15 protein-coding genes and 2 pseudogenes are annotated in these 12,872 nt (G+C 42.7%); 8 read left to right on the top strand and 9 right to left on the bottom strand.

Features of this window, described 5'->3' with window-relative positions; translation table 11 throughout:
- Positions 1 to 181, top strand: a pseudogene (locus EWV84_RS06190) (hypothetical protein); the annotation flags it as partial.
- A 211-nt stretch (positions 182 to 392) separates the two neighbouring features.
- Here the strand turns inward: EWV84_RS06190 and EWV84_RS06185 are convergent.
- Both EWV84_RS06185 and lnt read right to left on the bottom strand, forming a co-directional pair.
- Positions 393 to 635, bottom strand: coding sequence for a DUF8620 family protein (locus EWV84_RS06185; RefSeq protein WP_287077184.1), 243 nt, complete (start codon positions 633 to 635; stop codon positions 393 to 395).
- A 29-nt stretch (positions 636 to 664) separates the two neighbouring features.
- Positions 665 to 2,221: an apolipoprotein N-acyltransferase gene (gene lnt / locus EWV84_RS06180; RefSeq protein ID WP_287077181.1), complete on the bottom strand. Its 1,557-nt coding sequence runs from the start codon at positions 2,219 to 2,221 to the stop codon at positions 665 to 667.
- Between the two features lie 358 nt (positions 2,222 to 2,579).
- On the opposite strand from lnt, the gene EWV84_RS06175 reads away from it, so the two are divergent.
- A complete protein-coding gene (locus EWV84_RS06175; RefSeq protein WP_286825615.1) occupies positions 2,580 to 3,338 on the top strand; it encodes a GAF domain-containing protein in 759 nt (252 codons plus the stop codon).
- A 91-nt stretch (positions 3,339 to 3,429) separates the two neighbouring features.
- Here EWV84_RS06175 and EWV84_RS06170 read toward each other — a convergent pair whose 3' ends face one another.
- Together EWV84_RS06170 and EWV84_RS06165 are read right to left on the bottom strand one after the other, a co-directional pair.
- On the bottom strand, positions 3,430 to 3,816 hold the full coding sequence (locus EWV84_RS06170) for a hypothetical protein (RefSeq protein WP_106910008.1): 387 nt from the start codon (positions 3,814 to 3,816) through the stop codon (positions 3,430 to 3,432).
- 232 nt (positions 3,817 to 4,048) lie between these two features.
- Positions 4,049 to 4,192, bottom strand: coding sequence for a helix-turn-helix domain-containing protein (locus EWV84_RS06165; RefSeq protein WP_287077177.1), 144 nt, complete (start codon positions 4,190 to 4,192; stop codon positions 4,049 to 4,051).
- 91 nt (positions 4,193 to 4,283) lie between these two features.
- On the opposite strand from EWV84_RS06165, the gene EWV84_RS06160 reads away from it, so the two are divergent.
- From EWV84_RS06160 to EWV84_RS06140, 5 genes are all read left to right on the top strand, one after another.
- Positions 4,284 to 5,279 (top strand): CAP domain-containing protein, encoded by a 996-nt coding sequence (locus tag EWV84_RS06160; RefSeq protein WP_287077175.1) that lies wholly within the window; start codon positions 4,284 to 4,286, stop codon positions 5,277 to 5,279.
- 231 nt (positions 5,280 to 5,510) lie between these two features.
- Positions 5,511 to 6,140, top strand: coding sequence for a ribonuclease D (locus EWV84_RS06155; protein WP_287077173.1), 630 nt, complete (start codon positions 5,511 to 5,513; stop codon positions 6,138 to 6,140).
- A gap of 294 nt (positions 6,141 to 6,434) precedes the next feature.
- Entirely contained in the window at positions 6,435 to 7,085 is a 651-nt protein-coding gene (locus tag EWV84_RS06150; protein WP_286825618.1) for a DUF3318 domain-containing protein, read from the top strand.
- Positions 7,086 to 7,199: 114 nt separating this feature from the next.
- Positions 7,200 to 8,195 (top strand): anti-sigma factor antagonist, encoded by a 996-nt coding sequence (locus EWV84_RS06145; protein WP_287077170.1) that lies wholly within the window; start codon positions 7,200 to 7,202, stop codon positions 8,193 to 8,195.
- The gene (locus tag EWV84_RS06140) at positions 8,182 to 8,634 is read left to right on the top strand and encodes an ATP-binding protein (protein WP_286825620.1); all 453 of its coding nucleotides are present in this window, start codon (positions 8,182 to 8,184) and stop codon (positions 8,632 to 8,634) included. Before EWV84_RS06145 ends, EWV84_RS06140 begins: the two co-directional genes overlap by 14 nt.
- Before the next feature lie 6 nt (positions 8,635 to 8,640).
- Here the strand turns inward: EWV84_RS06140 and EWV84_RS06135 are convergent, their stop codons facing one another.
- From EWV84_RS06135 to petN, 4 genes are all read right to left on the bottom strand, one after another.
- A complete protein-coding gene (locus EWV84_RS06135; protein WP_287077168.1) occupies positions 8,641 to 10,086 on the bottom strand; it encodes a serine/threonine-protein kinase in 1,446 nt (481 codons plus the stop codon).
- A 170-nt stretch (positions 10,087 to 10,256) separates the two neighbouring features.
- A complete protein-coding gene (gene sbcD, locus EWV84_RS06130; protein WP_287077167.1) occupies positions 10,257 to 11,510 on the bottom strand; it encodes an exonuclease subunit SbcD in 1,254 nt (417 codons plus the stop codon).
- Positions 11,511 to 11,552: 42 nt separating this feature from the next.
- Complete coding sequence (locus EWV84_RS06125) at positions 11,553 to 11,696, bottom strand: hypothetical protein (protein WP_002768280.1); 144 nt, start codon at positions 11,694 to 11,696, stop codon at positions 11,553 to 11,555.
- Between the two features lie 16 nt (positions 11,697 to 11,712).
- Entirely contained in the window at positions 11,713 to 11,802 is a 90-nt protein-coding gene (gene petN / locus EWV84_RS06120) for a cytochrome b6-f complex subunit PetN (protein WP_012265708.1), read from the bottom strand.
- 414 nt (positions 11,803 to 12,216) lie between these two features.
- On the opposite strand from petN, the gene EWV84_RS06115 reads away from it, so the two are divergent.
- Positions 12,217 to 12,612, top strand: coding sequence for a hypothetical protein (locus EWV84_RS06115; RefSeq protein WP_286825623.1), 396 nt, complete (start codon positions 12,217 to 12,219; stop codon positions 12,610 to 12,612).
- A 4-nt stretch (positions 12,613 to 12,616) separates the two neighbouring features.
- On the opposite strand, the pseudogene EWV84_RS06110 reads toward EWV84_RS06115, so the two are convergent.
- Positions 12,617 to 12,872, bottom strand: a pseudogene (locus EWV84_RS06110) (hypothetical protein); the annotation flags it as partial.

Here is a 12,872-nt window from a genome sequence, read left to right as displayed (position 1 = left end):
CGTAAGACTTCTGTTAAAGAAGCAGCATCCCGGGTCGCGTCAACCCCATTCAGCGACCATTCTAAAAAGGTGGCGTGGTGAGGAATCGCCGTCCGTTTTACGGCGGCGAGGATGTCAACAACTAGGAAAAATAACTTCTAGGGGAGCGGGAATCATCTCGCTACGAAAGTCAAGAATCTGAACTAGGGTTTGCGGCAAAAAGTTTTTCGGTGGGGGTAGGGTGTAGGGTGTGGGGTGTGGGGTTTTACCGATTTTGAGGGGGTCAATTACCTAATTTTCAGGGAAAAAGTACCTCAATTTTACCCCCGATCACTCCAATGGTCAGCACTTTTTGAGGGGAAAAAAGTCTAAAAGTCTTATCCAGCAAGGTTTTTAGATTTATTCAGCCAGCCCTATTTAGGGGACCAGCGCTCTTGAATTTTATTAATCGCCCAGCTGACAATCGCCCCCGCAATTAAAATACTAATAGCAGGATTGAATAAGGGCAGCCAAAGACGCTGAAAAAGTTTAAATCCTAGGGGAATTCCCGTGGATTCACCGATAACAGCCAGGGCAAACCAGAGAAAGCCCGCTATTACTAAAAACACATCAAATATTAAGATTCTATTCAAACACTTGACAAATTGCTCTTTCATTGCATCAAAAACTTAGGTTATTTAACAGTTTATTCACGAAAAAGTATACCACTGTCACCTTGATCCCAAGCTCTCCAGAGCCAAGCTAGTCCGGCAGTAATGATTAAAACTTTAGTTAACCAATCTCCCCAGCGCACATATAAAGTTCTCGTATCCCGTCGATAAATTGTTTCGCTATGGATTTGATATCTATCCAGATCCGATAGCCAAAGGTGATTACCGTGGGGATCCACAAAAGCAGAATAACCTGTATTGGTGGCCCGGGCCATCCATCGATCAGTTTCGATCGCTCGCATGGTATCCTGAGCATGGTGTTGAGCGGGCATGGCGTGGCTATAATGGGCGTTATTAGAAGCAGTAATAATAAATTCGCCTCCCCTAGCAGTTTGACGGCGAAAATGTTCGGAAAAAGCCGACTCGTAACAAATGCCCACAATTATTTTACCGAAAGGGCTGTCAATAATTTGATCAGGATTTCCCTGGATTAAATGCGCTTGCAAGGGAGAAAGGCGATCAACAATTCCGCCCAAAATTTCCTGAAAAGGAACGTATTCGCCTAAAGGCACGAGAATTACTTTATCATACCGACTAATCACCTGTCCCTCGCCATCAATGGTCAAGAGACTATTGTTATAACCCTTGTCCACCTTGCCAAATGCACCTAACCAGATCGGCGTTTTTTTGGCTAAAATTGCCGAATAAATCGAGCTATTATTGACTAAGTTCTCCCAATAGTAGGGTAAGGCCGTTTCAGGAGTTAAGACGGCATCTACTCCTTGATCAGCGAGAATTTGATAACCAGAGGTGTAACCTTCGAGCGCCTTTTGAAATCCCAGGGGCGAAAGTTTAATCGTGTTGGCAATATTGCCCTGAATTACGCCAATTTTTATTCCTAAATCCCTTGACTTTTCGATCGGTTTATGGTAAACATTCCATCCCCAGAGATGGAGGCTCAAACAAATGAGGAGGGGTAAAGAGAGAAAAGCGAGATTTTGCCGCGATTGACGGATTAGGAGAAAGCTTTCGGCGATTAAACCGTTAATTGCCACAATTGCCGCCGTTACCGTCGTAAAACCCGATAATTTGCCCAATTGCAGAATCAATAAATTATGGGGACTTTGACTATAAGCAAGGGTAGTCCACCAGAGAGGGGATTGACTCCAGAGAGATTCTAACCCACACCAGAGGGCAGTGCCGATGAAAACCCGTAGGAGGGCATCCCTAAAAGATGACTGATTAACACTTTTGTTGACATAAAACATAACTAACGTCCAAGTTAGCACGATCGCCGTTCCCCAAAAAGTAATAAACAACCAACAAAACAGGGCAATTAACAAACTCGCTAACCAGGGGACACCCATCCACGTCATCGGGTGAATTCCCGTGATCCAGAATAAAGCCAGTCCATGGTAGGCAAAACCCCAGCCAAAACCGTATAAAAGCGGTTTTTTTAGGGATTTTTCCGCTAATCTCACAACAATCCACAGGGGGACTAGAGAAATCCATGCGAGTAACCACCAAGAAACCGGCGCTACTGTTAACCCCATCCCCACACCGGCCAAAATTGCCCAGAGAAAACGCACCATCTTTTACTCAAGTCAGGTTGAACTCGTCTGACCTACTAGATCAGAGTAGCTAGAGGGAAGACAAAAAACAAGAGAAATACAGAAGTTAATTGATTAGTTCGCTCTAGATCAAAAACAATTGACAAAAATCGCTAAATGCCTTTCTATATAAGGGTTCCATCCCTTATAACCCCCGTCCATTGCATAACACAAACCGAAGAGCCAAGTTTTTCAGCACATCTACAATAGAGCAGTTAGCGAGTAAAAAAGCCCTTCCATGAGATGCTATGGCAAGCTATAGACTCAGACAAACAGGGATATGGGGAATATCACCCTCACCCTGAAAGCCTAAACTCGGACTGAATAAGTGATTGAATACATGGATAATTTTAACCCCAAATTAACGGCTCTGGCTCTTGTCTTGAATGTTGAGGAAAATCTCGAAGATATTTTTCGGAAAATAGCTAGTATGAGCGCTCATCAATTGCAAGCGCGGCACTGTTCAATTATGTTAAGCTCTCCACAGGAATTAAAAGGGGAAATTACCGATTATCTAGAAGTTTTTGCCCATTATGATGATCTATCACCTTTGGCTGATCAAGAAATAATTAAACTCGATCAAGTTATTGCCGACAGTGTAGCGGCCACAGGGAAACCTTTACTAATTAAGGATATCACTCGATCGCCATTTTCCACTGCAGCCCCTTATCCCAAAAGATCAAATAATAATAGTTTTATCTCCGTACCGATTATCCTAAACGAGCAGGTAATCGGAGTAATTAATCTCAGTTTTCCCCTAGACAAAAAACATTTTGAACCATTAGATTTAGAAATCTTGCAGTTATTCGCTCAACAGGCTGCCCAATCCCTGCAAATTTTTCATTTGCAAGGGATATTAAAATCTCGTTTTGTGGCTATGGCAGTGACTAGAGAAATAGCAGAAATTCAGTCCGAACATTTGATCGCTGTCCCTCCTTATCCCCCGAAATTAGCCAAAATTGTCGCTAAGGCTTTTTTTAAAGAATTAACTCAGGCCGGTTTTGGAACCCATCAAGTTATTGAGATTGCTAATGAGGTTTTGAATTTACTACAAAAGACCCTTAATAAACATAGAAATCGTCTGGAAGGAAAAGATTGAGTCCTAGTCAAGGGTTAAAATCGACTAACTTGCCACTCCGGTGCAGTCCTAAGAAGTAATTGAGATAGTTAACAGCTTAATTGTCCGTTGTTTACTGATTACCGCTGCCATCCTGCCGTCCTAATTCATAGACACCAGAGGCAACACAGGCGAGAATACCGACACTAATCGGCCAACTTTTTCCTAAACTAATCTCGATTAACCAATCGGAGAAACCGCCGAGAATGAGAAAGGGAATAATACTAAAGATAGAGGCATAAAAAGCATTTTGGGATTCTCTGGCGACGCGAGTTTTTTCAAACTCCTCTAGGGAAGTATAGAGGAAACGCTCGGCAAAATTAAACCAGCCATAGAAAATTTCTATAAACCAATTTCGCACCCCAGCTAACCCCAGATACAATGCTAAAGACCAGAGACAGCTACCGGCAATAAAGGCCGGGGAAATATTGATAGTGAAGGGCAGAAAGTCGATTACCATAAATGAGGGCCACAGAAGTGGTAAATTTGAGTGAGCGGCTTGATCGATCTTAACAAGTCTTGACCCTTGCACCAAAAAGTTGACATCCTCACCGCCGGGGCCGGACGGTGATTTCCAAACCTGACGATTTGGGTTTCTGCTTGGGGTCCCTTACCGGGTTTCGCAGCTGCCTTGACAGATTTACCCCCCTCTGGTCAACAGGTCGCCACCAAGACTGGGAAAATGGCGAAATTCAACTCAAACCCCTTCGCTGATTTCTCTGTGTTCTGACATGGAGAGCTTTATTTTCAACTAATCTTACACCGCCCAAGGTGCGCCGCAATAGCGACTCTTGTTCTGCTGTCGGGTAAAATCGGTAGCGATAGGCTTTCCCCATACCTGACGTTCTGGCATATATCTTGTAAATGCGCTAGTATTTAACAGTAAATCCAACCTAGAACGGCGGGGTTTCAGACCCAATTTTTTTGATGAAAAGTTTTTTTAAGAAACCTTATCGGTTAGGAATTTTGATGCTTGTATCGACAAGTTTAATGGCCTGTAGTGCCTTAAACTATAGCTCTTTTGCGGAACTCGGATCATCTTTCTCTCCCTCTCCTTCTCCCTCTCCCTCTCCTTTAGATGCGGCAACTTTACTTGTTTTAGAGAATAAAATCTATCAACAGGTCAATCGCTATCGTCAATCTCGTAATTTATCTCCCCTACTGTTAAATCGAGCAATTTCGCAACAGGCAAGATTACATAGCCAACGTATGGCCTCGGGTTTAGTTCCTTTTAGTCATCAAGATTTTGACAAAAGAGCGCAAACTATTGGTGTTTCGGTTCCCTATCAAGCGGTGGGGGAAAATGTGGCAGTTAATCAAGGTTATGATGACCCGGTAATGATTGCTGTGGATGGCTGGATTAAAAGTCAAGGTCATCGGGAAAATATGGAGGGAGATTTTGATAGTACCGGGATTGGAGTAGCGACGGATAATCAAGGGAAGTTATACTTTACTCAAATATTTCTAAAACGTCAATCCGCTCCCGTTTCTACTAATCCTCTTAGCTACGATCCTATCCAGAATCAATCTTTTTTAATCACCCTCGAAGAAAACACTAATTATCAAGTTAATCGCTACCGAATTTCTCAAAATTTACCGCCCCTACGTCTCGATGCTCGTATTAGTCATGAAGCTCGCTTATTTAGTCAAAAAATGGCCCATAAACAGGCTCCTTTTAGTCATGATGGTTTTGAGGGAAGAGTCAAGGCAGTACAAAGGAAGATTCCTTTAGAAAAAATGGGCGAAAATTTGGCTTTTATGAAGGGATATCCTGACCCCGTTAGCGTTGCCGTCAAGGGTTGGATTAATAGCCCCGGCCATCAAAAAAATATGGTTGGTGATTATAATCTCACCGGTATCGGTATCGCTAAAAATAATGTTGGTGAATATTATTTTACACAACTTTTTGTTAAAAAGCGTTGACAAAATCCCCCCAATGATATTTAAATTTAATTACCAGTTTTTAACATCAGTGATCAGTTATCAGTGATCAGTGATCAGATTTGAGTTATCAGATTTGAGTTTTCAGTGGACAGTCTTAAGTGAGGAGTATTAAATGGCATTAACAGTGCTGTCTTTTTACTGATTACTGATTACTGATTACTGTTTACTGTTTACTGTTTACTGAAAAAAGCTCTCCTAACCCCTAACTATATGAACTTAGACAATTTTCAAGTGTGCGATCGAGATTTAAGCGATGACCTATTATCCCGTTATTTAGGGGTTAATTCGATCGCTGTAGATACAGAAACTATGGGATTAATTCCAGGGCGCGATCGACTGTGTTTAATTCAACTCTGTGATCCCAGTGGTTTTGTCACCGCTATTCGGGTTTTTAGGGGGCAAACAGAGGCTCCTAATCTGAAAAAGGTCATGGAGGATGAGCAGATAGAAAAAGTCTTTCATTTCGCCCGTTTTGATGTGGCTCAATTGTCCCAAACTTTTGCCATTGCCACTCAACCGATTTTCTGTACCAAAATCGCCAGTAAACTGGCTCGGACTTATACCAGCAGTCACGGTTTAAAAAGCCTCGTGCAGGAATTGGAAGGGATAGAATTAGACAAAACCGCTCAGAGTTCTGATTGGGGAAATGCCGCTAATCTTACCCCACAACAACTGAGTTATGCTGCTAACGATGTGCGCTATTTATTGTCAGTGCGAGATAAATTAATTGTGATGCTGCAAAGAGAAGAAAGATGGGAATTAGCCCAAAAATGCTTTAGTTGTATCCCCATCTTCACCGCTTTAGATTTACAGCAATACAAAGATATATTTGAGCATTAGTCGGCAAAAGTTACAGCCTATATTTTGCCAATAATACCAAATCGGTTTTTAATAGTATGATTGACTCCCAATCGAACCTTAAAAACCCAGTTATGGATTGTTTCTCCCCACTCCCCACTTCCCCACTTCCCCATTTCCCCCCGCAACGCGCACGAAGTGGTCTCCCCACTCCCCTCACTGATTACCGACAACTGAAAATGCTCTCTACTGCCAAAAGCTGCCAAGATCACAAAAAAGACCGCTATGATCGAAAATAGAAATCATCGTCATTGGTAGAGAATAGGTAAAAAATCTATGACATCTTATGCGGCCTCCTCTGCACGAGCCGAAATGAGCGAACTTCGGCGCCTAAAAACCCTACTACCGCCAGAATTACAAAGTTGGGTAACGGTAGAAGGTTCCACAGAGGTTAACCCCCCCCTGATCCGTTGTGAAGAAATTGGCAGAGATGAGGTAGAAATTCAGATAGATTTAGCCAAATGGGAAAATTTAGCCATTGATCAGCGTAATCTGCTCTTTTGGCATGAAGTCGCCAGGATTCAAAATGATAGTATTCCCCGGGAAGGCTGGGAAATGGCCGCCCTCGCTATTGGCTTAGGTGGTGCGGTGGGGGAATTATGGGTACAGGATGGTTTATTATTGCTTTTGGCCATGGGATTATGTGGGATTTCCGGTTATCGTCTCTGGCGCAAAAATAATGGCGATAAAATTCTCAAAGAAGCGATCGAAGCTGATGAAAAAGCGATCGCCCTGGCCACCCGTTTCGGTTATTCTCTCCCCAACGCCTACAAGAGCCTAGGCAGTGCCTTTAAAACCCTAATTGAACAAACCCCTAACCGTCGTCTGCGTAAGCGTTATGAGACCCGTTTAGATGCCCTGAGAAAGGGTGCAGCCAAAGCGAAGGCCCAAACCCAAGGCCGTCCGCCCCTAGGTGAGATTCGTTAGCCGATAATTACAGGTAATCTCTGACATTACCCATTGGTATTTGCGGAAAAGTGTAGTAAACATTTAAGTAGGTCATCAGGCCTTGTTCATCTATCAAACCACCTCTTTGTGTCGATGACTTCCCAAATTCCTGAAACACGTTTTCTGATCATTCCGATGGAGTATCCGGTTTTGCGGATGCCGGATCGCTTGACTGTCTTGGAAGCAGTACAGTTCAAGGATCTGTTTCACCATCTCATCGCCCAAACACCCACTCCCGAAAAAGTCATTCTGGATCTGAATGCCACTCAATTTATGGATAGTAGTGGTGTCGGTGCTTTAGTCCATAATCTCAAAGCGGCCAGGGCAGAAAATATCGAGTTAGTGCTGGCTAACGTCCATCCCCCAGTGATGGGGGTTTTATCGATTACGGGACTAGATCAATTATTCACTTTCCAAACCTCCCCCCTAGCAGCCCAAGAAAAGAGCTTTACTGCCAATGAAAACCATCTACCGGAAACCCATCCCTCGATTCGCAGTTGGTTAAAGCGCGGTCTTGACATTGTTGGTGGGATCGTGGGTTTATTAATCACGGGGGTTATTTTTATCCCCATTGCCATCGCTATTAAGTTAGACAGTCCGGGTCCAATTTTTTTTAGTCAAACCCGCTGCGGTTGGTTGGGAAAGGAATTTAAAATTCTTAAGTTTCGTTCCATGTGTGTGGATGCAGAAGCACTCAAGGATAAAATCCCCAATCAAGCGGAGGGAGCTTTTTTTAAAAATAAAAATGATCCGCGGATTACCCGGGTAGGAAAATTTTTACGTCGCACCAGTTTAGACGAATTGCCCCAGTTTTGGAATGTGATCACCGGTGAAATGAGTCTTGTTGGCACTCGTCCTCCCACCCCCGATGAGGTGGAACGCTACGATGTTCCCCAATGGCAACGTTTAGATGTAAAACCCGGTATGACCGGGGAATGGCAGGTGAATGGTCGCTCTCAGGTGCGTAATTTTGAAGAGGTAATTCAACTAGATTTGCGCTATCAAGAAAATTGGAGTTTAGGCTACGATCTACAACTGATTTTTAAAACAATTTTGATTCTCTTTCAAAAAAACAGTGGTGCCTTCTGAAGTCTTAAATTCCCCTTCTTTCCCCCTCCAATTCCATCTACAAGTCCAGACGGAATTGGCAGCTTTAATCCCAGTCCTACAATGGTTTGAATCTCACGGCCGCTCTTTTCTACCCGACTCGGTGCTTTGGCAGTGTAAGGTGGCTTTAGCAGAAGGATTTACTAATACTGTCCGTTACGCTCACCAACATTTACCACCGACCACACCGATCGATCTAGAATTAACTTTACAGTCCCATTCTCTAGAAATAAAAATATGGGATCACGGTCAACCTTTTGATCTGCAAGCAAAACTTGATTCTCTACAACAACATCCCGTCGCACCTTTGGAAATGGAAGGCGATCGAGGATTAATTTTTATGCGTTCTTTTACTGATACTTTACAATATATCCGCACTGCCAGAGGGAGAAATTGTTTAATTCTCCAGAAAAGTTTTTAAGCTAATTTATCCCTTGCTAGAAACTCTGTCCATGACACAGGTTTCCAGACGAGAAAAAAGAATTATGCCACCACCCACACCCCAGACAAGGGTGGGGAGATGTCCGCAGGGTGCTTTGAGAGAGAAAGTAATTTGATCGTAGTATAACCACTTGTTATTAACTTGCCAACCGACTTTTGCTCCAAAAGCGTTCCATTTTTGTTGATCATAATTGCCGCTTCCTCCCAAACTTTCATAGATTCTTTTCTGAACAGATATACCGAATTTTCCCTGACTATATTTTAACCAGAGTTGATTGATAGTGGCTAAATCTTCACGGGGAAAGTTATCTATGTCTTCTATCTTCAGATATTTTTCTTTAGTTCGATCGGCAACTTTTAAGAATAAATTAGCCGTTTCTTGATCTGCCTCTTGCCATTTTTCTCGCACTAATAAATCCCGTAGGTTAGTGTAATCAATTGCCTTGGCACTTTTGAGGTTAATTTCCTCCCTGGTGGCGGCTGGAAAAACTGGCAAAACCGTTTCTTGAATTGTATTCTGTGATCGGGGTTTTGGCGGAATCACGACGGCTAATTTTACTGCTAACTCTTGCAGGACTTCCCCGGCTGATTGATAACGTTTTTTGGTGCCAAATTCAATTAATTTATCTAAAATTTTACCTAATTCAACACTAACAGGATTATTAATCAGGTACTGTCTCCATACCCATTCATGTTCACTCACATCGAATAATTCAAAGGGAGATATTCCCGTTAATAAATAGATACAAGTGACTCCCAAACTATATAAATCACTGCTATTAATCGCTTTGCCATTGCTTTGTTCTGGGGCGATATATCCCGCCGAACCGATCACTGTTCCTGTCAGGGAAAGATTAGCAACAGTCATAAATTTAGAGGCACCGAAATCAACTAAAATTATTTTATTATCGCTGTGTCTCCTAATTATATTAGCTGGTTTAATATCCCGATGAATGACTCTTTTAGCATGGATAAAATCAAGAATTGGCAAAATTTCTAATAAAAGATGTTTGATCTTTTCCTCATTGAAAACTCCCTCGCTTTGTAATTCTTGTTCTAGATTTTCTCCCTCAATATATTCTTGAACAAGATATTGTCGCCCATCATTGCTGGTAAAATAGGCATAGAGGGAGGGAATTTGTGGGTGTTGACCGAGATTATCTAAACTAATCGCTTCTTCTTTAAATAATTCCGCCGCTTTCTTGAGAGCATTACTGCCTTGAGCGCTAGGAAAAAATTGTTTAATCACACAATAAGGTTTAGAAGGTTTATCCTCATCAATTGCTTGAAAAGTTTTACCGAAACCTCCTTGACCAATTAATTTTATAGCACGATAACGATCTTTTAGTAATAATTGAAAGCAACATTTTTGACAGAATTTATCTGTAGGATCATTGTTATATAGACAATCGGGATTAAGACATAAACTCATGGCTTGTTTAAACAGGGATAGGTAAAATGTTTCAGTGAGCAGTAAACAGTAAACAGGTATAAAGATAAAGATAACTAACTAATTAACTTAAAACTTACATCTGATAACTTAAAACTTACATCTGATAACTGATAACTGATAACTGATAACTGATAACTGATAACTGATAGCTAAATCGAGGTTTCTTCCTCTAGCCAAATTTCTGGCTGTTGATTTAATAAAAGCTGGGCTGCCTCTAACATATCATCGACAATATCGCGCAAATCTGTCTTATTATCGATATAAGCTTTTAACGCTTCCATAGGATCTAATTGATTACCCACCCCTAATTCCGGTAAACGGGGACGGGTTAATTGACTAATTAACTCAGCCCGAATACTATAACTATGGGCAGTTTTTAATGCTTCGTCAAGCTGATTGGTGTTGATTAGTTCTAATTGTTCACTGCGAATTTTATAAACTAAGCGGATAACTGCTTCCTGAATATCGTGTTTTTTGAGAGCTTTCAGCAATTCTTTTTGGGGGTTTTCTGCCTCGGAAACATCCACTTCGATGGAACGGAAAGGACGCACGGGTAAAGGACAAAATTCCCATTTAACCTCTCCTTTAGCCACTTCTATTAAAACATAGCCCTTATCTTCTTTTTCCTCGCTAAAATCCACTCGATCGATGCTACCGGGATAGATAATGGGCGGATCATTGCTAGGATTAAGATTTTGGTGTTTGTGAACATGACCGAGGGCAACATACTCGAATTGTGGACGATTTAGCAGCGATAAAGGTACGGTAAAACCTTTACCAACCGCTAAAAATCTTTCTGCTCCTAAACTAGCTCGATCGGCCATTAAATGGGCTAATAAAACTGTTGGTAAACTTGTATCTAATTGGCGAATTTCTCCTTCTAAAACCGGTTCCAAACGGTTAATTAACAATTCATTTACCCCACTCAAGGATAAACCCTCGGTTTCGGGACGGGTTAAGAGAGTGGCGCGGGTTAACCAAGGTAAAGTAATTACTTGGATATCGCCGTTGCGGGTGGTGATGCGATGGGTGGTCAGGCGATCGCCAACAATAAACCCCGGCACCGCTAGGGTACGATAGATGGAGAGACTGACACCGCCATTACCCTGAGAATGTTGATCGTGATTACCCACTAATAACACCGTCGGGATATCAGCATCGGCAAGACGACGGAATTGACTGGCAAAAGCTTCGTGAACAAAAGGAGGAGGAGTGGCATCGGGAAAGGCATCTCCCCCAAAAAGCACTAGATCCACAGGGGAGGCAATAGCCCGATCGATACAGAGGCTCAAACTGCCCATAAAATCCTCTAAACGCGTGTTTAATCCCGTTTTTGGGTTTAAACGCCCATGGGAAAAACCACTCCCCATGTGAATATCCGATAAGTGCAGTATTTTAATCATGGTAAAGAAAAAACAGGCGCAATTAAGTACACCTGTTCAGGATTATTTTCCTAATTTTTTATCGCCATCTTGACGACGGCGATCCCGCCATTCTGTAGTCGTCAGGTAGAGAATGCCACCACTAACGACAACGAGGAGAATTAAGGCGACTAGAAAGAGAGTGTTAAGAATCAGGGATGTTTCCATGGTATCTATAGATTACCTAGAAACCGTTACGACCCCAAACCACCATGGCGATCGACCAAGTGAAAAGGGCGAGAATGCTAACCCAACCAAGTGTCAAAATATCCATAATTGCCTTTGTTAAACGAAATACTTAGGAGTTGACACTCTCCGCCCTAAAAGTGCGGAGATTCTTGGGCTGAATCTTGCCGCTACTAGCAAAGCTAATTTTGGTCTTACAGTTTCATGTCTAGTCCGACTACACCTACAAGGTAAGCACTCTTAAAGACTACTCCCCAAGCGTAAATTTCTGTGTGTCCCACAGTATTTAATTGTTTTTCGCTCTTACCATGTGGACTTACGACGAAAGCTTTTGTACCAGTGATGGTTAGAGATTTAGGGATTACGGAGTGTCGCTTGTTTCCTGCGTTCCCAAAGTCAACGACTCAATTTAATGCTAACATAAAGTCGCCCTAAAGGGCGAGGTTTTCAACCCAAATTTTCGATAATACTTCATCAGTGACTCCGTTTTAGAGAGGCGATCGTGCAAATTACGCTCAAGGAAAGAATCGAATCCATACAGGTGGGGAGTATCTCGGCGCTGGCTTTCCTGGTTCCCTATCTGCTATTTTTAATTGTCGATCGAGTATTTTTAGGGGAATCGATCACAGTAATTGGCACTTTTGTCAAGATATCAGGGGCGATAATTAGCGGATTTCTCTTTGGTGTCACCTATCGTTATGTCGTCCGTAACGATGATAATCCCCATCTCAAAGATGGTACAGTGGCAGCTTTTGCCCTAGTCCGCGGCCTAGTTCCCCTACAATTATCCACAGACTTGATCGCCGACAGTGGGCGCTTAAGTCTCTTTCTGGGAGAGAGCTTTATCTGTTTTTTATCCTCTCGTCTGCTGTTAGAGTTGACTAAGCTGCGCCAATAATCGATCATCTTTTTGTCCTGGAGATAGGAGTCAGGAGTCGGTCGTCAGGAAATAGGGTGATAGGGTTTTGGGGTGATAGGGTGATGAGACAGCTTCCCCACTTCCCCACTTCCCCACTTCCCCACTTCCCCACTTCCCCACTTCCCCACTTCCCCACTTCTCCACTTCCCCACTTCCCCACTTCCCCACTTCCCCACTTCCCCACTTCCCCACTTCCCCACTTCCCCACTTCCCCACTTCCCCACTTCCCCACTTCCCCA

This window comes from Microcystis sp. M_QC_C_20170808_M3Col (assembly GCF_007095505.1).
Lineage (GTDB): Bacteria > Cyanobacteriota > Cyanobacteriia > Cyanobacteriales > Microcystaceae > Microcystis.
The sequence above is the reverse complement of the archived record's forward strand: the minus strand, read 5'-3'. Positions and strand labels throughout refer to the sequence as shown.

What these genes read in the sequence shown, in the direction of transcription:
- EWV84_RS06160 (WP_287077175.1), top strand. Translation starts at nt 4,284, where the DNA reads ATGAAAAGTTTTTTTAAGAAACCTTATCGGTTAGGAATTTTGATGCTT.
- EWV84_RS06145 (WP_287077170.1), top strand. Translation starts at nt 7,200, where the DNA reads ATGACTTCCCAAATTCCTGAAACACGTTTTCTGATCATTCCGATGGAG.
- lnt (WP_287077181.1), bottom strand. Translation starts at nt 2,221, where the DNA reads ATGGTGCGTTTTCTCTGGGCAATTTTGGCCGGTGTGGGGATGGGGTTA.
- EWV84_RS06125 (WP_002768280.1), bottom strand. Translation starts at nt 11,696, where the DNA reads ATGGAAACATCCCTGATTCTTAACACTCTCTTTCTAGTCGCCTTAATT.
- petN (WP_012265708.1), bottom strand. Translation starts at nt 11,802, where the DNA reads ATGGATATTTTGACACTTGGTTGGGTTAGCATTCTCGCCCTTTTCACT.
- EWV84_RS06185 (WP_287077184.1), bottom strand. Translation starts at nt 635, where the DNA reads ATGAAAGAGCAATTTGTCAAGTGTTTGAATAGAATCTTAATATTTGAT.
- EWV84_RS06135 (WP_287077168.1), bottom strand. Translation starts at nt 10,086, where the DNA reads ATGAGTTTATGTCTTAATCCCGATTGTCTATATAACAATGATCCTACA.
- EWV84_RS06175 (WP_286825615.1), top strand. Translation starts at nt 2,580, where the DNA reads ATGGATAATTTTAACCCCAAATTAACGGCTCTGGCTCTTGTCTTGAAT.
- sbcD (WP_287077167.1), bottom strand. Translation starts at nt 11,510, where the DNA reads ATGATTAAAATACTGCACTTATCGGATATTCACATGGGGAGTGGTTTT.
- EWV84_RS06165 (WP_287077177.1), bottom strand. Translation starts at nt 4,192, where the DNA reads ATGGGGAAAGCCTATCGCTACCGATTTTACCCGACAGCAGAACAAGAG.
- EWV84_RS06155 (WP_287077173.1), top strand. Translation starts at nt 5,511, where the DNA reads ATGAACTTAGACAATTTTCAAGTGTGCGATCGAGATTTAAGCGATGAC.
- EWV84_RS06170 (WP_106910008.1), bottom strand. Translation starts at nt 3,816, where the DNA reads ATGGTAATCGACTTTCTGCCCTTCACTATCAATATTTCCCCGGCCTTT.
- EWV84_RS06150 (WP_286825618.1), top strand. Translation starts at nt 6,435, where the DNA reads ATGACATCTTATGCGGCCTCCTCTGCACGAGCCGAAATGAGCGAACTT.